24 protein-coding genes and 1 rRNA gene are annotated in these 17,491 nt (G+C 44.1%); 23 read left to right on the forward strand and 2 right to left on the reverse strand.

The features are described from left to right. The first annotated feature begins 10 nt into the window (after positions 1–10). From rplO to ACFQ3J_RS26320, 19 genes are all read left to right on the forward strand, one after another. The gene (gene rplO / locus ACFQ3J_RS26230) at positions 11–451 is read left to right on the forward strand and encodes a 50S ribosomal protein L15 (RefSeq protein WP_091161612.1); all 441 of its coding nucleotides are present in this window, start codon (positions 11–13) and stop codon (positions 449–451) included. Beyond that, a complete protein-coding gene (gene secY, locus ACFQ3J_RS26235; protein WP_251584811.1) occupies positions 451–1,749 on the forward strand; it encodes a preprotein translocase subunit SecY in 1,299 nt (432 codons plus the stop codon). The genes rplO and secY overlap by 1 nt, the downstream gene beginning before the upstream one ends. Before the next feature lie 111 nt (positions 1,750–1,860). Next, positions 1,861–2,505 (forward strand): adenylate kinase, encoded by a 645-nt coding sequence (locus ACFQ3J_RS26240; RefSeq protein ID WP_047914071.1) that lies wholly within the window; start codon positions 1,861–1,863, stop codon positions 2,503–2,505. A gap of 5 nt (positions 2,506–2,510) precedes the next feature. After that, positions 2,511–2,828: a hypothetical protein gene (locus ACFQ3J_RS26245; protein WP_139237053.1), complete on the forward strand. Its 318-nt coding sequence runs from the start codon at positions 2,511–2,513 to the stop codon at positions 2,826–2,828. A gap of 7 nt (positions 2,829–2,835) precedes the next feature. Further along, the gene (locus tag ACFQ3J_RS26250; RefSeq protein ID WP_047914070.1) at positions 2,836–3,126 is read left to right on the forward strand and encodes a KOW domain-containing RNA-binding protein; all 291 of its coding nucleotides are present in this window, start codon (positions 2,836–2,838) and stop codon (positions 3,124–3,126) included. Positions 3,127–3,145: 19 nt separating this feature from the next. Continuing rightward, a complete protein-coding gene (gene infA / locus ACFQ3J_RS26255) occupies positions 3,146–3,361 on the forward strand; it encodes a translation initiation factor IF-1 (protein WP_006212898.1) in 216 nt (71 codons plus the stop codon). Positions 3,362–3,519: 158 nt separating this feature from the next. After that, a complete protein-coding gene (rpmJ, locus tag ACFQ3J_RS26260) occupies positions 3,520–3,633 on the forward strand; it encodes a 50S ribosomal protein L36 (protein ID WP_003333770.1) in 114 nt (37 codons plus the stop codon). 21 nt (positions 3,634–3,654) lie between these two features. Beyond that, positions 3,655–4,023: a 30S ribosomal protein S13 gene (gene rpsM, locus ACFQ3J_RS26265; RefSeq protein WP_091161615.1), complete on the forward strand. Its 369-nt coding sequence runs from the start codon at positions 3,655–3,657 to the stop codon at positions 4,021–4,023. Positions 4,024–4,042: 19 nt separating this feature from the next. Further along, the gene (gene rpsK / locus ACFQ3J_RS26270; RefSeq protein WP_091161617.1) at positions 4,043–4,438 is read left to right on the forward strand and encodes a 30S ribosomal protein S11; all 396 of its coding nucleotides are present in this window, start codon (positions 4,043–4,045) and stop codon (positions 4,436–4,438) included. A 133-nt stretch (positions 4,439–4,571) separates the two neighbouring features. Continuing rightward, entirely contained in the window at positions 4,572–5,516 is a 945-nt protein-coding gene (locus tag ACFQ3J_RS26275) for a DNA-directed RNA polymerase subunit alpha (RefSeq protein WP_091161618.1), read from the forward strand. 33 nt (positions 5,517–5,549) lie between these two features. Then, positions 5,550–5,915, forward strand: a complete 366-nt coding sequence (gene rplQ / locus ACFQ3J_RS26280; RefSeq protein ID WP_047914067.1) for a 50S ribosomal protein L17 — start codon at positions 5,550–5,552, stop codon at positions 5,913–5,915. Positions 5,916–6,107: 192 nt separating this feature from the next. Continuing rightward, a complete protein-coding gene (gene truA, locus ACFQ3J_RS26285) occupies positions 6,108–6,884 on the forward strand; it encodes a tRNA pseudouridine(38-40) synthase TruA (RefSeq protein ID WP_251584813.1) in 777 nt (258 codons plus the stop codon). A 206-nt stretch (positions 6,885–7,090) separates the two neighbouring features. Continuing rightward, complete coding sequence (gene rplM, locus ACFQ3J_RS26290) at positions 7,091–7,528, forward strand: 50S ribosomal protein L13 (RefSeq protein WP_076315714.1); 438 nt, start codon at positions 7,091–7,093, stop codon at positions 7,526–7,528. 19 nt (positions 7,529–7,547) lie between these two features. After that, positions 7,548–7,943 carry a 30S ribosomal protein S9 gene (gene rpsI, locus ACFQ3J_RS26295; RefSeq protein WP_251584815.1) on the forward strand — a complete coding sequence of 132 codons (396 nt, stop codon included), beginning with the start codon at positions 7,548–7,550 and terminating at the stop codon, positions 7,941–7,943. Positions 7,944–8,259: 316 nt separating this feature from the next. Continuing rightward, positions 8,260–8,937, forward strand: a complete 678-nt coding sequence (locus ACFQ3J_RS26300) for an S-layer homology domain-containing protein (protein WP_251584817.1) — start codon at positions 8,260–8,262, stop codon at positions 8,935–8,937. Between the two features lie 337 nt (positions 8,938–9,274). Beyond that, the gene (locus tag ACFQ3J_RS26305; RefSeq protein ID WP_091161625.1) at positions 9,275–9,967 is read left to right on the forward strand and encodes a phosphoadenylyl-sulfate reductase; all 693 of its coding nucleotides are present in this window, start codon (positions 9,275–9,277) and stop codon (positions 9,965–9,967) included. Positions 9,968–10,046: 79 nt separating this feature from the next. Continuing rightward, positions 10,047–11,219 carry a sulfate adenylyltransferase gene (gene sat / locus ACFQ3J_RS26310; protein WP_251584819.1) on the forward strand — a complete coding sequence of 391 codons (1,173 nt, stop codon included), beginning with the start codon at positions 10,047–10,049 and terminating at the stop codon, positions 11,217–11,219. An 89-nt stretch (positions 11,220–11,308) separates the two neighbouring features. After that, positions 11,309–12,064 carry an N-acetylmuramoyl-L-alanine amidase CwlD gene (cwlD, locus tag ACFQ3J_RS26315; protein WP_091161628.1) on the forward strand — a complete coding sequence of 252 codons (756 nt, stop codon included), beginning with the start codon at positions 11,309–11,311 and terminating at the stop codon, positions 12,062–12,064. Between the two features lie 85 nt (positions 12,065–12,149). Beyond that, a complete protein-coding gene (locus ACFQ3J_RS26320; RefSeq protein ID WP_251584821.1) occupies positions 12,150–13,274 on the forward strand; it encodes an Mrp/NBP35 family ATP-binding protein in 1,125 nt (374 codons plus the stop codon). Positions 13,275–13,330: 56 nt separating this feature from the next. On the opposite strand, the gene gerD is transcribed toward ACFQ3J_RS26320, so the two are convergent. Then, positions 13,331–14,110, reverse strand: a complete 780-nt coding sequence (gene gerD / locus ACFQ3J_RS26325; RefSeq protein WP_091161631.1) for a spore germination lipoprotein GerD — start codon at positions 14,108–14,110, stop codon at positions 13,331–13,333. 126 nt (positions 14,111–14,236) lie between these two features. Between gerD and ACFQ3J_RS26330 the strand changes: the two genes are divergently transcribed. Continuing rightward, positions 14,237–14,890, forward strand: a complete 654-nt coding sequence (locus ACFQ3J_RS26330; protein ID WP_251584823.1) for a KinB-signaling pathway activation protein — start codon at positions 14,237–14,239, stop codon at positions 14,888–14,890. A gap of 71 nt (positions 14,891–14,961) precedes the next feature. Here ACFQ3J_RS26330 and pdaB read toward each other — a convergent pair whose 3' ends face one another. Next, entirely contained in the window at positions 14,962–15,774 is an 813-nt protein-coding gene (gene pdaB, locus ACFQ3J_RS26335; protein WP_091161634.1) for a polysaccharide deacetylase family sporulation protein PdaB, read from the reverse strand. 162 nt (positions 15,775–15,936) lie between these two features. Here pdaB and ACFQ3J_RS26340 point away from each other — a divergent pair, with 162 nt between their 5' ends. The 3 genes from ACFQ3J_RS26340 to ACFQ3J_RS26350 all read left to right on the forward strand — a co-directional run. Continuing rightward, complete coding sequence (locus ACFQ3J_RS26340) at positions 15,937–16,524, forward strand: stage II sporulation protein M (protein WP_311288288.1); 588 nt, start codon at positions 15,937–15,939, stop codon at positions 16,522–16,524. A 98-nt stretch (positions 16,525–16,622) separates the two neighbouring features. Then, positions 16,623–16,850, forward strand: a complete 228-nt coding sequence (locus ACFQ3J_RS26345) for a hypothetical protein (RefSeq protein ID WP_091161637.1) — start codon at positions 16,623–16,625, stop codon at positions 16,848–16,850. 515 nt (positions 16,851–17,365) lie between these two features. Beyond that, positions 17,366–17,491, forward strand: a 16S ribosomal RNA gene (locus ACFQ3J_RS26350); the annotation flags it as partial.

Genomic DNA, 17,491 nt, shown 5'->3' on the forward strand with positions numbered 1-17,491 from the left:
GCAACGATCGATGAAGTTACATGAGCTTTCTCCAGCTCCTGGATCCCGTAAAGAACGCAAACGCGTTGGTCGCGGTCCAAGTAGCGGTATGGGTAAAACATCAGGTCGCGGTCACAAAGGTCAAAACGCTCGTTCTGGCGGTGGTGTTCGCCCAGGCTTCGAGGGTGGTCAAAACCCACTGTATCGTCGTCTGCCAAAACGCGGTTTCGTAAACCCTACCCGCAAAGAATATGCGGTTGTGAACATTGAAGATCTGAATAGTTTTGAAGCAGGTACAGAAGTAACTCCAGAAGTTTTGGTTGAAACAGGTATTGTGAAAAACACAAAATCTGGCATCAAAATTCTTGGCAATGGCGAAGTTACTGTGAAACTTACAGTAAAAGCGAATAAGTTCTCTCAATCTGCGGTAGAGAAAATCGAAGCTGCCGGCGGTAAAACCGAGGTGATCTAATGCTCACATCCCTAAAGAATATATGGCGAGTCGAAGATCTTCGTAAACGAATTTTGTTCACTCTCTTTGTTCTAATTATTTACCGTATCGGCTCTTTTGTTCCTGTTCCAGGAGTTAACAAAGAAGTCTTCGAAGCGGTAGATTCGCAAGGCAGAGAATTGTTTGGTCTTCTAAACACATTCTCGGGCGGAGCGTTGTTCCAGTTCTCGATCTTTGCGCTAGGGATTATGCCATATATTACTGCATCCATCATTACACAATTGTTATCGATGGATGTTATTCCAAAACTTGCGGAATGGGCCAAACAAGGTGAGCATGGTAAGAAAAAATTAGCCCAGCTCACTCGGTATGGTACAGTGGTGTTGGGATTAATCCAAGCATTTGGTACATCGATCGGATTTAACCGGTTGTATGGACAGGAAATGGTGCCTAATGCAACAATGATTGACTTTATAGTCATCGCCATTGTACTGACAGCAGGTACATCATTCCTCATGTGGCTTGGTGAGCAGATCACGGAAAGAGGTATTGGTAACGGGATTTCAATCATTATCTTTGCCGGTATCGTAGCTACCATTCCGAATGTCATCCGTACAACAGTAGAATCAGAATTCATTCAGGCAGATCAAGTGTTCATGAACATCCTTAAGGTTGTTATCGTGGCACTGGTTCTTCTCCTGACCATTGTAGGGGTTATCTACATCCAGCAGGCGATCCGGAAGATTCCGGTTCAATATGCTAAGCGAGTTGTAGGTAACAAAATGTATGGTGGACAAAACACCCATATTCCGCTGAAAATTAATGCGGCGGGCGTTATCCCTGTCATTTTTGCTGTATCACTTCTTCAGTTTCCGATCATTATCGCTTCATTCTGGGCAGGTTATGGCTGGGCGAACTGGGTTACAGAGCATTTGTCATATGACAGACCTCTGGGTATGGTACTCTATGTTATCATGATTATTGGTTTCACGTTCTTCTACACTTTCGTGCAGATGAACCCGCAGCAAATGGCTGATAACATGAAGAAGAACGGCGGTTATATCCCAGGCATTCGTCCGGGTAAAGCAACTGAGAAATACTTGTCCCGTGTCTTGACTCGTTTGACGATGACCGGAGCTTTGTTCTTGGCTGTCATTTCCGTTCTACCTGTATTCTTGGGCTCACTTTCCGGTTTGCCTCAAGTTGCACAGCTTGCTGGTACTTCCATGCTGATCGTAATTGGTGTAGCATTGGATACGACTAAGCAAATTGAAAGTCAATTGATCAAACGCCATTACAAAGGTTTCATCAATAAATAGCCATAGGTTCCGGTAGAATGCAATAGTTCGCCCTTGCTGGTGAGTTGCTAAGACCGGCACCTATTGTGCTGTTTCTTGTTGAAGGGATAGTCTTGGAGGGAGTGACATAACGTGAACATCTTATTCATGGGCCCTCCTGGGGCAGGAAAAGGGACACAAGCAGAAGCGATTGTTAATGAATTCGGCATTCCTCACATTTCGACAGGCGATGCATTTCGTTTGGCGATAAAGCAAGGAACTCCTATTGGGATTAAAGCTAAAGAATACATGGATCAGGGTAAGCTTGTACCAGACGATGTTACCATCGGTATTGTTGAAGAACGTCTTCAGCAGCCTGATTGTGAGAAAGGATTCCTGTTGGATGGATTTCCACGGACCATTTCACAAGCAGAAGCGCTGGACGGTATTCTTGAACGTTTAAATACTGGTCTGGATCATGTCATCAACTTGAAGGTTGACCGCAACAAATTGCTGGCTCGACTTACAGGTCGCCGTTTGTGCAAAAATTGCGGTTCTACGTATCATGTTGTTTTTAATCCGCCTAAACAGGAAGGTATTTGTGATAAATGCGGCGGCGAGTTGTATCAGCGTTCTGACGACAACGAAGAGAGCGTAGGTACTCGTCTTGACGAATATATCAACAAAACAGCACCACTCCTCACGTTTTATGAGAACAAAGGTCTTCTGCGTCAAATCGACGGGGAACAGGAAATTCATGCGGTATCGCAAGAGATCGTATCCTTACTGCGGGGTTAATGGTAATGATCATTTGTAAGTCCGATGCAGAACTGGGTTGGAAGAGTGAGGAACGGTTATCCAGTACGCAAGTACAGGAAGATCAGACGGTTCACAATTCATCTCGGGTTTTGACCGGAGAACTTCACCAAATGACTGATCAATATCATCGCAGTCAAGGGGCTGTGTCGTCTTTCACAGGTTATCACGGTTTTCCTGCCAGTATTTGTACTTCAGTCGATGAACCGAAGGTGCATGGGATACCCAGCTATATTCGATTGTTTGCAATGTCGTATGACGGTCGATCTGTACTCCATTTTTGCGAAGGCGAGATGCGTAGGTGATGAGAAGATGAATGAAGAAATCCCACAAATCGGTCAAATCGTAAAAATCCTTCGAGGCAGGGATGCTGGCCAGTTTGCAGTAGTCATCGCTGTTGAGGACAACAGATATGTATATATTGCTGACGGGGACAAACGTAAGTTTGATGGAGCTAAGAAGAAGAACCTTCTTCATCTTGATCCCCAGCCGATGATCAGCAGCGAGGTTGTAAACAGTATTAACGAAATTGGACGGGTTACGAACGGGAAACTGCGTTATGCAGTCCAGCAGTTCATAAATGCAAGCGAAGTTCAAAGCTGAAGAAGAAAGGAGACTATCTGTGGCCAAAGAAGATGTCATTGAAGTGGAAGGAACGGTTATAGAGCCGCTTCCTAACGCAACGTTCAAAGTAGAGCTTGAAAATGGTCATCAAATTCTAGCTCACGTATCCGGCAAGCTGCGGATGCATTTTATCCGCATTCTGACAGGAGATAAAGTGGTTGTTCAGTTATCGCCTTATGATCTAACCAAAGGGCGTATAACTTATCGTAAATAGTAAGGTGCATTTTCTGAAATAACGAATGAGAGTTACAACAGTTTTGCATGTAAATGCAATCTTGGTGTACCCTATGTACATGAGACTGCTTCCATGAAGCTGTGGAATGCTTTCGAAGTCAGTTTTACTCATCGTAAAACTTTGAGGAGGTAATCAACATGAAGGTAAGACCTTCTGTAAAACCTATTTGCGAGAAATGCAAAGTCATTCGCCGCAAGGGTAATGTAATGGTCATCTGCGAAAATCCGAAACACAAACAAAAACAAGGTTAATAGAAGGGGGTGTAGCGTAAAATGGCTCGTATAGCTGGTGTGGATTTGCCACGTGACAAACGCGTTGAGATCGCCTTGACTTACATTTTCGGAATCGGTAAAACGACTTCCCAGAAAATTCTGAGCGAAACAGGCATTAGTCCAAATACTCGTGTCCGTGATCTAACGGAAGATGAAGTGAGCAAATTACGTGATGGTATCGACAAATTGGTTAAAGTAGAAGGTGACCTTCGTCGAGAAATTTCTTTAAATATTAAACGTCTGACTGAGATTGGCTGCTACCGCGGTATTCGTCACCGTCGTGGGCTTCCAGTTCGTGGACAACGTACTAAAACAAATGCTCGTACGCGTAAAGGTCCTCGTCGTACTGTAGCAAACAAAAAGAAATAAGAAGGGAGGATAATCTACAATGGCTAAACCGAAAAAAGTCGTACGTACTAAACGTCGTGACCGTAAAAATATTGAGTCTGGCGTGGCACACATCCGTTCCACGTTCAACAACACAATTGTTACCATTACGGATCCACACGGTAACGCTATTTCCTGGGCAAGCTCCGGCGGTCTTGGATTTAGAGGTTCCCGTAAGTCGACTCCGTTCGCAGCTCAAATGGCAGCAGAAACTGCAGCTAAAGCAGCAATGGAACACGGCATGAAAGTAGTTGAAGTTATGGTTAAAGGACCAGGTGCTGGCCGCGAAGCAGCTATCCGCTCTTTGCAAGCTGCAGGTCTGGAAGTTAACCTGATCAAAGACGTAACTCCTGTGCCACATAACGGATGCCGTCCTCCAAAACGTCGTCGTGTCTAATGAGATTTGCCCCCTTAGTGTGGTATAATCCGGCACAATCTGTTAATAATGGTTGTTTAGGCATACTACATGGCTACACTAGATAAGGTAAATGTTTCATATAGGACCGACGTTTTGAAGGAGGGGTATTGCAGTGATAGAAATCGAAAAGCCGAAAATTGAGACGGTAGACGTCAATGATGATGGCACTTACGGCAAATTTGTGGTGGAACCGTTGGAACGTGGATATGGTACGACGCTGGGCAACTCGCTTCGCCGTATCTTGCTTTCCTCGCTTCCAGGTGCAGCAGTATCATCGGTACAAATCGATGGTGTGTTGCATGAATTTGCTACAGTTCCTGGCGTAATGGAAGACGTAACGGAAATCATTTTGAACCTGAAAGCTTTGTCTTTGAAAATTCATTCGGATGAAGAGAAAGTTCTTGAGATTGATGCTGAAGGTGAAGGGGCTGTAACAGCCGGAGATATTCGTGCGGATAGTGATGTGGAAATCCTTAACCCGGATCTTCATATTGCAACAATTGGTCCAGGTTCGAGACTACACATGCGTATTTTTGCCAATCGCGGTCGTGGCTACGTCCAAGCGGATCGGAATAAACGCGATGACCAACCGATCGGCGTCATCCCTGTGGATTCCATCTATACCCCGATTGCACGTGTCAACTACGGTGTTGAGAATACGCGTGTTGGTCAAGTAACGAACTATGACAAGCTGACGCTTGAAATTTGGACTGATGGAAGCATTCGTCCAGAAGAAGCGGTTAGTCTTGGCGCCAAAATTTTAACCGAGCACCTGTTCTTGTTCGTTGGTCTGACTGACGAAGCTAAAGATGCAGAGATCATGGTTGAAAAAGAAGAAGACAAAAAAGAAAAAGTACTCGAAATGACGATCGAAGAGCTCGATCTATCTGTTCGATCCTATAACTGCTTGAAGCGTGCTGGTATCAACACGGTTCAGGAATTGACCACTAAGACTGAAGAAGACATGATGAAGGTGCGTAACCTTGGTCGCAAATCTTTGGAAGAAGTGCAAGAGAAGCTCGAAGAGCTTGGTTTGGGACTTCGTACAGAAGAATAGCAAGCGATCGTTTGAAGTGAAGGAGGGGAAAACATGGCATACCAAAAGTTGGGTCGTAACTCCAGTGCTCGTAAAGCATTGTTCCGTGACCTCGTAACGGATCTGTTCTTGTATGAGCGTATTCAAACGACTGAAGCAAAAGCGAAAGAAGTTCGTTCTATCGCTGAAAAGCTGATCACCAAAGCGAAGCAAGGGGATCTTCATGCACGTCGTCAAGTGGCTGCTTATGTACGTCGCGAGACGATTGATGGTGAACAGGATGCAATTCAAAAACTGTTTGGCGAAATCGCACCTCGTTACGCTGAGCGTCCAGGTGGATACACTCGTATCATGAAACTAGGACCTCGTCGCGGTGACGCTGCGCCTATGGTTTACTTGGAACTGGTAGACCGCGCGTAAATAGTGGCATAAAGAGAGGGAAGGGTGACAGGATATACATTCTGAACATGCCCTTTTTTTCCTTGCCTCATTGAAGCAACGGTTTGGGGAGGAGCTCCGATAGGAGCTCTTTTTCATTATGATGAAGATTGGGTGCTGTATGTTTTGACTTAAAAGGCTGTGTGCTTAGTATGGGATAAAGGTGTGAATTCGATGCGGAACATATGTATGAAAGTGAATTATGATGGTACGGATTATTTCGGTTTCCAAACCCAGCCGATCGGGAACACCATTCAGGATCGAATTGAAGAAGCGATCAAATCACTTACAGGTGAGGTGGTCAAAATACATGCATCAGGTCGTACAGACGCTGGGGTGCATGCTATTGGACAGGTTTTTCATTTTCATACTGAATCTCTAATTCCGATCGATCGTTGGTGTATGGCGCTGAATGGCAGATTGCCTCAAGACATCATACTCACAGATGCTTTTGAAGTCCCGCTTGAGTTTCATTCCAGACGTTCCGCCAAAAGAAAAACATATCGTTACTCCATTAATGCCAATCAGTTTCTCGATCTATTTAATAGACGGACGCAGCTGCATCATCCAGGTAAGCTTGATATTCAAGCGATGCAGGAGAGTCTTCCATACTTGCTCGGGACTCATGACTTTACTTCTTTCGCTTCCCGGCATTCGACCAAACAATCTCATATCAGGACACTGTATGAGGCGAAGCTAACTGTCGATACTTCCATGTGCCGCAAAGGTCATCCGCGAGATCAAGGTGTTATACATCTGTTTATTACCGGAAACGGCTTCTTGCAGCATATGGTTCGTATTATTGTGGGCACGATGCTGGAGGTCGGCGAGGGGAAGCGTAAGCCTGAAGATATGAAGATAATCTTGGAGGCAGAGGATCGCTCTGCAGCAGGTCCTACAGCAGTCAGCAAAGGGCTGATGCTGTGGAACGTAGAGTATGAAGATTTCTAAAAAAACCTCGGATAAATGCCTTGCGAACTTGGCTGCAATCGTGTAATATATAAGTTGTGTTTTCTTAATGGCTTTCCCACAGCCCCAATTAAGTGAACCACCAAATGCAACATCAATCCATCAATCAAACAGTTGAACTTAACGAATATAAACGACTAACATTTATGCGTATTATGAAACGCGAACATTTGAAGGAGGAACTTTTCATGCGTACCACTTATATGGCGAAGCCTAATGAAGTTGAGCGTAATTGGCACATCATTGATGCTGAAGGCAAAACGCTCGGCCGTCTGGCAAGCGAAGCTGCGGCTTTGATCCGCGGTAAACACAAGCCACAATTTACTCCACATGTTGACACTGGCGATTTCGTTGTTGTCATCAATGCAGAGAAAATCGTTCTTACTGGTAAGAAAATGGAGAACAAAAACTACTACCGTCACTCTATGCACCCAGGTGGTCTGAAAGTCACTCCTGCCAAAGAAATGGTTAAAAACAAACCTGAACGTATGATCGAACTCGCTGTACACGGCATGCTTCCTAAGACTCGTATGGGTAACCAAATGAAGCTTAGACTAAAAGCATACGCTGGCGCTGAACATCCACATGCAGCACAAAAACCTGAAGTTTACGAACTTCGCGGATAATTAAAAGGAGGACAGTTTCATGGCACAAGTACAATACTATGGGACAGGTCGTCGTAAACATTCGGTAGCACGTGTTCGCCTTGTACCGGGTGAAGGACGCATTGTCATTAACAAACGCGACATCAACGATTATTTTGGCGGTTTGGAAACACTCAAACTGATCGTTAAACAACCACTTGAACTGACTGAAACTTTGGGCAACTACGATATTCTCGTTATCGCTCATGGTGGTGGTATCACTGGTCAAGCAGGCGCAATCCGTCACGGTATCTCCCGTGCACTTCTGAAAGCTGACCCAGAATACCGTCGAGGTCTGAAAAAAGCAGGCTTCCTGACTCGTGACCCACGTATGAAAGAACGTAAAAAATACGGTCTCAAAGCCGCTCGTCGTGCACCACAATTCTCGAAACGTTAATATTTATCTTGGATTTCCAAGATTACAGCCTCTGGCCATCAGGTCAGAGGTTTTTTATTTATGGTGTATTGACTATGTGAAGTGCGTCATTATTACAGATATGTATATTTCACTGTTCATGATTATATCTGTGTATTATTAATCTCCCTTTAGTCACATCTTGCAATATGTTCATATTCCTTCGGTTTATAGAGAATATTGCACTTATCAGCTACATACCCAGCCTCTGCTGCAACCTTGTTAGAGATATCATCGTTTAGAGTACGAAAAGGAGTTCTATTCTTTAAGCGGAAGGCAGGTTAAGGCGATGCGACGAATGAAAACAATTGTTACTGGGCTCATGACGGTTTCTTTAGCTTTTACAGCAGGTGCGGCTTTAACGTATGCAGATGCCGGTTTCTCCGATGTTCGAAGTATACATGGAGAGGCTGAGATTCTTTCCTTGCAGGAAAGAAATATCGTAAGAGGGACAGGCAACAGGGAGTTTAAGCCTGAATTCGCCTTATCGACCGCGGAGGCTGTTCAGCTGATTGCGCGATGTCTTGAGTCGATCCCTTATATAAAGCAGATTCCTGCCGATAAACAGGGGGCACTGAAGGTGATGGGAGAGGCATATGGATCATACAGTGAGGAATGGCTTGAAGGCTGGTATGCAGACGCAGTCCAAGAAGTCAGCAACAATGGTTTAATGGTTCCGGCTGAGCTGACGCCATCAACGTCGATTACCAAGGAGCAATATACAGCGCTATTGGTAGAAATGATTGAAAATTACGCAGGTTTGCCGCTGATCAACATCAAGCCTGTAGAAATCTCCGATGCGGATTCCATCACTCCATCTTACCAAGGGGCAATTCAGCGCTCATTAATTTGGGACATTACAAGTCTGGATGATAAGCTTAGCTTCTCTCCGAGGTCAGAGATTACGCGGGCGGAGGCTTCGGTTATGCTCTTCAATGCACTGGAGTTTCTGAACAAGCATCCTTATAGGCAATAAATGCAACAGTAAATCACAGAATTATCTACTTAATGGATCTAATCATAAGAAGTGAAAAAGCCTTGTTCTCTTTTTAAAGTAAGCCAAGCAGGAATGCGTCGGGTCATCTTAGGCGGTGCCCGTTTCTCATTCCCAATGGAACTTTACGCATGGAGAACAGGCTTTTTTGCATACTTTTTATCAAATACAGATAAAGTTTTTGAAAAACCTTAAATTCTTAGTAAAAAAGTTGGATTTAGCATTGACTTTATTCTGGTAAGATTTATACTTAATTGTAATTCATATCTAATTTCTAGGTTTTAATGTAAGGTAGTACATTTATGGGAGGCAAGTACAAATGAACTTGTTAGAAAAAGAAGACTTGGCTAGAGTTAAGGCAGTCGAGCTCGAGGATGCAACGCCGGAGGAAATTATTCGTTTTGCTGTTGAGACATTTCCGAACATCACATTTGCTTGCAGCTTTGGAGCGGAAGATGTCGTCTTGGTTGATATGCTCCAAAAAATCAGTCCTAAAACAGACATATTTTACTTAGATACAGATTTTCATTTCAAAGAGACATATGAGACACGAGATCGTCTTGTAGCTCGTTATCATATTGATTTTGTCAGAGTATCTCCCAAGATCACACCTGAAGAGCAGGCGCAAGAGCATGGTGCTGAGCTGTGGAAGTCCGATCCGAACGCTTGCTGCAATATCCGTAAAGTAGAGCCGCTCACCCGTATTCTGTCTCAATATGATGCTTGGATTACCGGAATTCGCCGGGATCAGGCGCCTACTCGGGCGAATTCTAAGAAAGTAGAGTATGATACGAAATTCGGCCTAATGAAATTTAATCCGATTGCGGGCTGGACTAACGAGGATGTATGGAACTACATTCGCGAGAACAATCTCATCTATAATGCGCTCCATGATCAGAATTATCCAAGCATAGGATGCGAATATTGCACAAGACAGGTCATGCCGGGAGAAGATCCTCGTGCAGGACGCTGGTCAGGCAACGACAAAACTGAGTGTGGATTGCACAAATAAGCGGTGTAATGTTGAAATCAAGCGGATGACTTAACTGCAAATCATCGTTATAGACAATCGCTCATAAGGAGATGAGTTCATGACTACGATATTGCCTCATGGTGGAACACTAGTTAATCGTATTGTAACAGGTGCAGAGCGAGAAGAACTGCTCAAACAAGCTAAGAAGCTAAGACAGCTGCCAATTACCAATTGGACCATTTCGGATTTGGATTTGATTGGCGTTGGCGCATTTTCTCCGCTGACCGGGTTTTTAAATGAAGAGGATTATCAGTCGGTGGTTAATAACATGCGGCTTGCAAATGGTACAGTCTGGAGCATCCCCATTACACTTGATGTGAATCCCGAGTTTGCAGCATCGCTTGAAATTGGTGAGGTCATTGCTCTTACAGGTCAGGAAGATGGAGTAGTCTACGGGACACTGTCAGTTGAAAGTATGTATAAGGTAGATCACGATGTTGAAGCAACTAAGGTTTACAAGACAAATGATAAAGAACATCCTGGTGTGAAAAAGCTGTTCGAACGCCATACAACTTACGTAGGCGGCTCGATTCAAGTGTTAAACCGGAAGCAGCCAGCGAAGTTCGAAGAATTTTATTATAATCCTGCAGAAACCCGTAAACAGTTTGAAGCCAAGGGTTGGAAGACGGTGGTAGGGTTTCAAACACGCAATCCTGTTCACCGTGCACATGAATATATTCAGAAGAGTGCGATGGAGATTGTAGACGCTCTGTTCTTAAATCCACTTGTAGGTGAGACGAAGTCTGATGATGTTCCAGCTGATGTCCGGATGAAGAGTTATCTGGTTCTGCTTGAGAATTACTATCCGGCGAATCGGACTTTCCTTGGTGTATTTCCAGCAGCCATGCGTTATGCAGGACCGAGGGAGGCGATCTTCCATGCGATGGTCCGCAAAAATTATGGCTGTACCCATTTTATCGTCGGCCGTGATCATGCAGGTGTAGGCGATTATTATGGAACATATGAGGCTCAGGAGATCTTTACTCATTTTACACCAGAGGAGCTTGGAATCACCCCGCTCTTCTTTGAACACAGCTTCTTCTGTACTAAATGCGGAAATATGGCATCAAGCAAGACTTGCCCGCACGGCAAAGAGGATCATTTAACATTGTCGGGTACGAAAGTAAGAGGGCTCCTGAGAGACGGACAATGCCCACCGCCGGAATTTACGCGCCCCGAAGTAGCTGAAGTGCTTATCGAGGGAATGACGGAGCAGCAGGTGACCATATAATCTAATGTTTGTCCTTATTTAAATGAATATTTGTCCACCTCGTCCCATATAGATCATTATGGTCAGTTTGGATCGGAGGTGGCTTTTTTATGCGGAAAAATCGTTCGAATAAGCTCTTGGTGTGGATTCATGTTCGAACCATGAAGAGAGTCTTGCTGGGGGCTCTGCTGCTGGCTCTATTTGTCTGTATTGCTATATATGAGGTCCCTGCATCAAAAACGTGGAATTATTGGAGCTTACCGCTGTCAGGGAAGGTTATCGCTCTGGATGCAGGACACGGGGGTCCAGACGGCGGTGCCGTAAGTAAGCAAGGGGTTATTGAAAAAGACATCAATCTAGCCGTGGCTTTGTATCTAAGGGACTATTTGCAGCAAGCAGGCGCTACTGTGGTCATGACAAGGGAAACAGATGTAGATCTAGCTCCTGAAGATACCAAGGGATATTCCAAACGAAAAACAGAGGATCTGAAGCAGCGTGTAAGCATGATTGAGGATAAGCAGGTCGATATGTTTATCAGCATTCACATGAACAGCATCCCTTCTAATCGCTGGAGCGGAGCACAGGTGTTCTATTACCCGAATCATGAGGATAATCCCAATTTTGCTGCGCTCGTTCAGGACGAGATTAGACGAAACCTAGAAAATACAGATCGAATTGCTAAAACCGTTAATACCGTATATTTGCTTCAAGCATTAAAAATGCCGTCTGTACTCGTGGAAGTGGGCTTTCTGTCACATCCTGAAGAATCCAGACTGCTGGCGGAGGATGAGTATCAACGCAAGGTTGCAGCTTCGGTGTACAAAGGAATTCTAAGATATGCATCAGGGGAAAAAATGAAAAACTAAAATATTGCACCCCAGAGTGTTATAATAGATCCGTACTTGTACGAAAGAATTACATGCCAATAGATAAAGCAGAGGTGTTATCATCATGTTATCAAGAGACCAAGTGCTGGAAGTATTATCTGACATTCAGGAGCCTGTGAGCGGACTTCTGTATACGGATCTGAACTTTATTCGCGATATCATGGTTAAAGAGGATCGAATCCATTTGACCCTGATTTGTTTGACTGAAGATGAAAACGTTCGCAGAACGCTTAAAGATCAGGTAGCCACATTACTGAGTGAGGCAGGAGTGAATGAAGTCCATGTACGACTTCGAAACGCTTCAGAAACGGAGCGGGAAAGCGTCTTAGCGAATAGCGAGATGAGCAATAAAGAAGCGGGAGAACCAACCGATGAAGAAGTGTTGGTTAAAGGACATGCTGCCGGGATGGAGAATAACGATCTCCTGGATCCTGCGTCAGGAGTTCACTTTATTGCCATTGCAAGCGGCAAGGGCGGTGTCGGCAAATCGACAGTTTCCGTGAATCTGGCTGCTGCCCTCGCGAGGCAGGGGAAGAGAGTTGGAATCATTGACGCGGATATTTACGGCTTCAGTGTTCCCGATATGATGGGAATCGAAGAGGCTCCTATAGTGGTGGATGGAGCGATTCAGCCTGTTGAGCGTTTCGGTGTTAAAGTGATGTCCATGGGTTTTTTTGTTCAAGAGAATAGTCCTGTGGTCTGGAGAGGGCCTATGCTGGGAAAAATGCTGAGGCAGTTCTTCAGTGATGTGAACTGGGGGAGTCTCGATTATATGATCCTTGATTTGCCTCCAGGTACAGGAGACATTGCTCTGGATGTGCATCAGATGATACCGCAGAGCAAAGAAATTATTGTAACGACACCCCATGCTACGGCAGCCTTTGTTGCAGCGCGCGCTGGTGCGATGGCTATTCAGACACAGCATGAGGTACTTGGTGTAATCGAGAATATGGCTTACTATCAATGCGGATCTTGCGGAGACAAAGATTATGTGTTCGGAAGAGGAGGTGGGGGACGGTTAGCTGAAAGCCTGCATACCGAGCTGCTAGCCCAAATTCCACTCGGTAATCCAGACAATCACATCTCTGAGCCTGATTTCTCTCCATCGGTGTATAAGGATAGCACAGAGATTGGGCGAATGTATAATGATGTTGCAGCAGCCATTATTGATAAAACAACCAATGTATAGTTAATGAAAAAACCAAGCCAGACTAATGGCTTGGTTTTTTTACCTAAGGAATGGCATTAGCTGGTTCCACCAGATCCGCTTTCTCCGCCTTCGCCGCCGCTTTCATTCCCACCTTCGCCACCGCCGCCTTCACCGCCGCCGCCACTTTCACCTTGAGCTCCGCCAGCGCCTTTGCTTTGTTTAGGTTGCAGCTCCTCTTTGACAACGGATTGCAGCAGCGTCATAACCTCCATACGGAAGAGTGGATTTTGCATGGCTTCCTGCATGACACTCATTGTCTGCTTGCGATAATCAGCACTTTGAGTAAGCTCCAGCATCATTTTTTGCATTTCCGGTGATTTCAGCATATCCTCCATAGACTTTTGATACGTAGGATCCTTAATGAGCTCCATGTGAATTTGTTTACTCTGCGCGTTTACCACCTTGGCAAACTCACCCGCAAATTTCGGATCCTTCATAATCTCTTCAAATTCCTTCTTGTACTCAGGGGAGGAGAGGGTGTCTTTAACAGCAAGACGGATATCCTCGCTTGATCCACCTGAGGAGAGTATTCGAATACCAAGGCCTCCTGAAGAAGTGCCGCCGCCTGAGCCGCCGGATCCTGATTCTTCCGAACCGCCTTCACCGCCGCCGCCGCTACCTGAGCTGCTTTGACCAAGCAAAGCTTCCTCCATTGCTTTTTTACCTTCATCGCTTTTCAAAATATCAATGACCATCGTCTTTGTCTCTTTATAACCGCCGCCTTGGGATCCAGAGCTTTGATCAGACCCACATCCGGATAAAAGGGTAACCATACCGCCTACCAAACACAAGTATCGTAAATTATGCCATTTCACGCGCCTCACAGCCCCTTTATAAGATACTGATTGTAGTATGAGGGGAAGCAGCGATAATTATGTCCGATAAGCCATGGTTTTTTATTGAGAAGGTTGGTAAAATAAACACTTGGAGGTGGAAAAGGTTTGAATTTAAGGAAATGGTTTTATTTATTTTGGCGGACCTTATGTGTTGGGGGAATTGCTTCACTTATTACAGGCTTTATTCTGACTACCGGTGATTATGTATCCTCAGGTACAGCGGACTATCTTTTGTATCTGGTTATTTTGTTCGGCTCGGGCATGATGATCAGTCTGTACTCACAGCTTGGTTTTTTTGCCTATTTAATTTTGAACTACATGGGACGAGGCACCTTTTCTCAAAAAACATGGACTTATATTCAGCTTGCCTTAACAGCCCTTGCCTTGCTCGAATTAATGTTTTTCCGGATATTTATGAATGAAGGAAATGGAGCATCGGATCTTATCCTCGGCATACTTATTTTATTGACTGCTGTTGTAACCGCTTATTTTAAAGTGAGAGCTACCAATAGTCATGCCCTTATACCGACATTATTTTTCATGATTGCACTGACAATTGTTGAGACGATCGGGGTACTTAGCATAGGGGATCATTCAGCTACCGCTTTCACCGTAATTCCACTTCTGGCCTGCAATACATATCAAATTCTAATGCTGCATCGCATTGCTCCAGCGTCAAGTGAGGCATCAGCCAATCATACTGAAGACAACAAGTCTGTCGGAGGTAAGACGTCCAGCTTGAATACACCTGCAAATTGAAATGCCAAAGAGCTAACCGGGGTTAGCTCTTTTATTATATTCGAGCAATATTGGCTAATGACTAGGTGTAACTACTGCAATGGAGCAGTGGTTACATTCCTTGTATCGTTGATAGCTTGATCCCGTACTTCGGAACCTTTAACATTGGATTGATTAATCAATTCAGATACAGTAACGAACTCATATCCTTTTTGGCGAAGCTGCTCGATAATTTGAGGAAGGGCTTCATGGGTTTGCTTAACCGAATCACTGGCATGCAGTAGTACAATATCTCCAGGATGGGCTTTGCTTACAACACGATCCACGATTTGGTCGACGCCAGGGTTCTTCCAATCAAGGGAATCGGTGTCCCATTGAACGACTTGATAATTCAAAGTATCAGCGATACGTAGCACTCGTTTATCAAAATCGCCGTTAGGCAGACGGATTAAGCTCGGTTCTTTTCCGGATACTTCGGTTAAAATACTGTGTGCTGTTGAAATCTGCTTGCGGATTTCTTCATCAGTCAGACTGCTGTAATTGACATGCTTGTGTCCATGACTCCCAATCTCATAGCCTGCATCCTTTATTGAAGTTACGATCTCGGGATGGGTCTTGCTCCATGGAGAGGATAGGAAAAAGGTAGCCTTCTGAACATTTTGCTCCTCAAGCACTTTTAGAATAGGTTCTGTCCGCTTGTCACCCCAGCTGATGTCAAATGTAAGAGCGATTACCTTCTTCTCAGTAGGTACACTGTATACAGCTGCAGGAGCTCCGCCTTCCGAGAACACGGAAATATCCTCTGTTTCAATATAGATGATCCCGAGTGTAAAGATGGCAGCGGCGAATACGATGAGGAACCTTTTGATTTTTCGCCCGTTTAATACATAGAAATATGAGTTCATGTCATTGCTCCTCCCATTAGCAGGCTCGTTTACTTTTATGTGTATGCTCGTACCTTGTACATATGACTAGTACATACGCCAAAGATTCGATAGCCCATAGGGATGGTTTACTTTATAAGAAAAGAGGGTAATAAATAGATGTTTCGTTTTCAAACTTTTTTAATGGATGTTCGATCAATATCTCGATACATAATAGCTGCAACACTTATCTTTATAGGTGGTGGAGTGCTTGGATGGATGAGTACAGGAGTTCTGCAGGATATCATGCTTCAGCAAATCAGTGGACTTAGCGAGATCAGTAATGAGCTGCGGCAAAGCGAGAATGTCCAGTGGAGTTTTTTTACGTTTATTTTTATGAATAATGCAATAAAAGGTGTACTCGTTATCTTCGCAGGAGCACTCGGTGGAATTATACCTGTTATCTTCTTAATCATTAATGGCGGGGTGCTAGGCTTTCTATTGCACGCGACATGGCAGCAGGGAATTAGCTACTACGATGTGGTCGTAAAAGGGCTACTGCCTCATGGTATCATTGAAATACCAGCGATCATTATCGCTTGTGCCTTTGGATTAAAGCTCGGTGTTATGATTTATAAGGGGCTGGGTGAAATCGGTATGGATACGAAGACTAGATCTGTAAGACTAGGTTCATATATGAAGCAGACGGTGACCGCCTCCTTGTGGATTGTTATCCTGCTGTTTATTGCCGCTATTATTGAGAGCACATTGACATACATCTTAGTACAGTAAAAATTTTTCAGCTATGATTCATAAATTTCCCAAAACTTGAGCATAACAATAAAACATCTTGTTAATCAGACAAATAAAGTAGATGAAGGAGAAGTTCGATGCTCGGAATGCTGTTTAATGAAAAAGAATGTAAAGAACTAGATTACGTCCTAAGAAAAGAACTAGATGAGATGTTATTAGATCTTGGAGATTCCAGGTTGGATCATGACATCCGTTACGCCATTGCGAACCGTTACAAAACAGTTTTCCGAATGTACGCACGTTTTGCACCCGCAAAGGAGTTATCAAAATATGCTCGGAACGGGCGATTTCCACAATTTAAGTAAATGAATTCCTGATATAAAACCTCTCTAGCGATAGAGAGGTTTATTATATTGAGCTATAGTTCTAAAAAGTTGTTCGCTTTACGTAACAATTTGCGCGGCTGTTATAAATATATGAGAAGAATCGTTAAATTTTTTTTATAAAACAGTTGACCTAACACTTTATATTATGATAAATTATAACTCGTTCCTTTTTAGTAAGTTGTCTCTGCACAAGAGGCGAGGCAAGATGGTAACAAACATTTTTTAAAAAAAAGTCTTGCATTACTGGATTGAATGTGATATATTATAAAAGTCGCCGCTGAAATTGATCAACGGTGATAAAATGAAAGATTTGATCTTTGAAAACTGAACAACGAGTGAGTAGCATTTTCTTCGAAAATGCTTAGCGAGATCATTCGGTACGCGTCGCAAGACCGTGTGAATGATGGAGCAAAATAAAGAGAACATAATGTTCTCGTCAGTTTTTCTAAATGAGCTTATCGCTCTTTTCAATCGATGTTGCTAGACAACATTTTTTATTGGAGAGTTTGATCCTGGCTCAGGACGAACGCTGGCGGCGTGCCTAATACATGCAAGTCGAGCGGAGTCGATGAGGAGCTTGCTTCTCTGAGACTTAGCGGCGGACGGGTGAGTAACACGTA

This window comes from Paenibacillus provencensis, assembly GCF_042678545.1.
In the GTDB taxonomy this organism is placed as follows: domain Bacteria; phylum Bacillota; class Bacilli; order Paenibacillales; family Paenibacillaceae; genus Paenibacillus; species Paenibacillus provencensis.

Coding starts and splice junctions, on each gene's coding strand:
- ACFQ3J_RS26320 (WP_251584821.1), top strand. CDS start 12,150: ATGTTATCAAGAGACCAAGTGCTGGAAGTATTATCTGACATTCAGGAG.
- rplQ (WP_047914067.1), top strand. CDS start 5,550: ATGGCATACCAAAAGTTGGGTCGTAACTCCAGTGCTCGTAAAGCATTG.
- ACFQ3J_RS26300 (WP_251584817.1), top strand. CDS start 8,260: ATGAAAACAATTGTTACTGGGCTCATGACGGTTTCTTTAGCTTTTACA.
- cwlD (WP_091161628.1), top strand. CDS start 11,309: ATGCGGAAAAATCGTTCGAATAAGCTCTTGGTGTGGATTCATGTTCGA.
- rplO (WP_091161612.1), top strand. CDS start 11: ATGAAGTTACATGAGCTTTCTCCAGCTCCTGGATCCCGTAAAGAACGC.
- ACFQ3J_RS26245 (WP_139237053.1), top strand. CDS start 2,511: ATGATCATTTGTAAGTCCGATGCAGAACTGGGTTGGAAGAGTGAGGAA.
- ACFQ3J_RS26305 (WP_091161625.1), top strand. CDS start 9,275: ATGAACTTGTTAGAAAAAGAAGACTTGGCTAGAGTTAAGGCAGTCGAG.
- pdaB (WP_091161634.1), bottom strand. CDS start 15,774: ATGAACTCATATTTCTATGTATTAAACGGGCGAAAAATCAAAAGGTTC.
- truA (WP_251584813.1), top strand. CDS start 6,108: ATGCGGAACATATGTATGAAAGTGAATTATGATGGTACGGATTATTTC.
- ACFQ3J_RS26340 (WP_311288288.1), top strand. CDS start 15,937: ATGGATGTTCGATCAATATCTCGATACATAATAGCTGCAACACTTATC.
- rpsM (WP_091161615.1), top strand. CDS start 3,655: ATGGCTCGTATAGCTGGTGTGGATTTGCCACGTGACAAACGCGTTGAG.
- rplM (WP_076315714.1), top strand. CDS start 7,091: ATGCGTACCACTTATATGGCGAAGCCTAATGAAGTTGAGCGTAATTGG.
- ACFQ3J_RS26250 (WP_047914070.1), top strand. CDS start 2,836: ATGAATGAAGAAATCCCACAAATCGGTCAAATCGTAAAAATCCTTCGA.
- rpmJ (WP_003333770.1), top strand. CDS start 3,520: ATGAAGGTAAGACCTTCTGTAAAACCTATTTGCGAGAAATGCAAAGTC.
- ACFQ3J_RS26345 (WP_091161637.1), top strand. CDS start 16,623: ATGCTCGGAATGCTGTTTAATGAAAAAGAATGTAAAGAACTAGATTAC.
- sat (WP_251584819.1), top strand. CDS start 10,047: ATGACTACGATATTGCCTCATGGTGGAACACTAGTTAATCGTATTGTA.
- rpsI (WP_251584815.1), top strand. CDS start 7,548: ATGGCACAAGTACAATACTATGGGACAGGTCGTCGTAAACATTCGGTA.
- secY (WP_251584811.1), top strand. CDS start 451: ATGCTCACATCCCTAAAGAATATATGGCGAGTCGAAGATCTTCGTAAA.
- rpsK (WP_091161617.1), top strand. CDS start 4,043: ATGGCTAAACCGAAAAAAGTCGTACGTACTAAACGTCGTGACCGTAAA.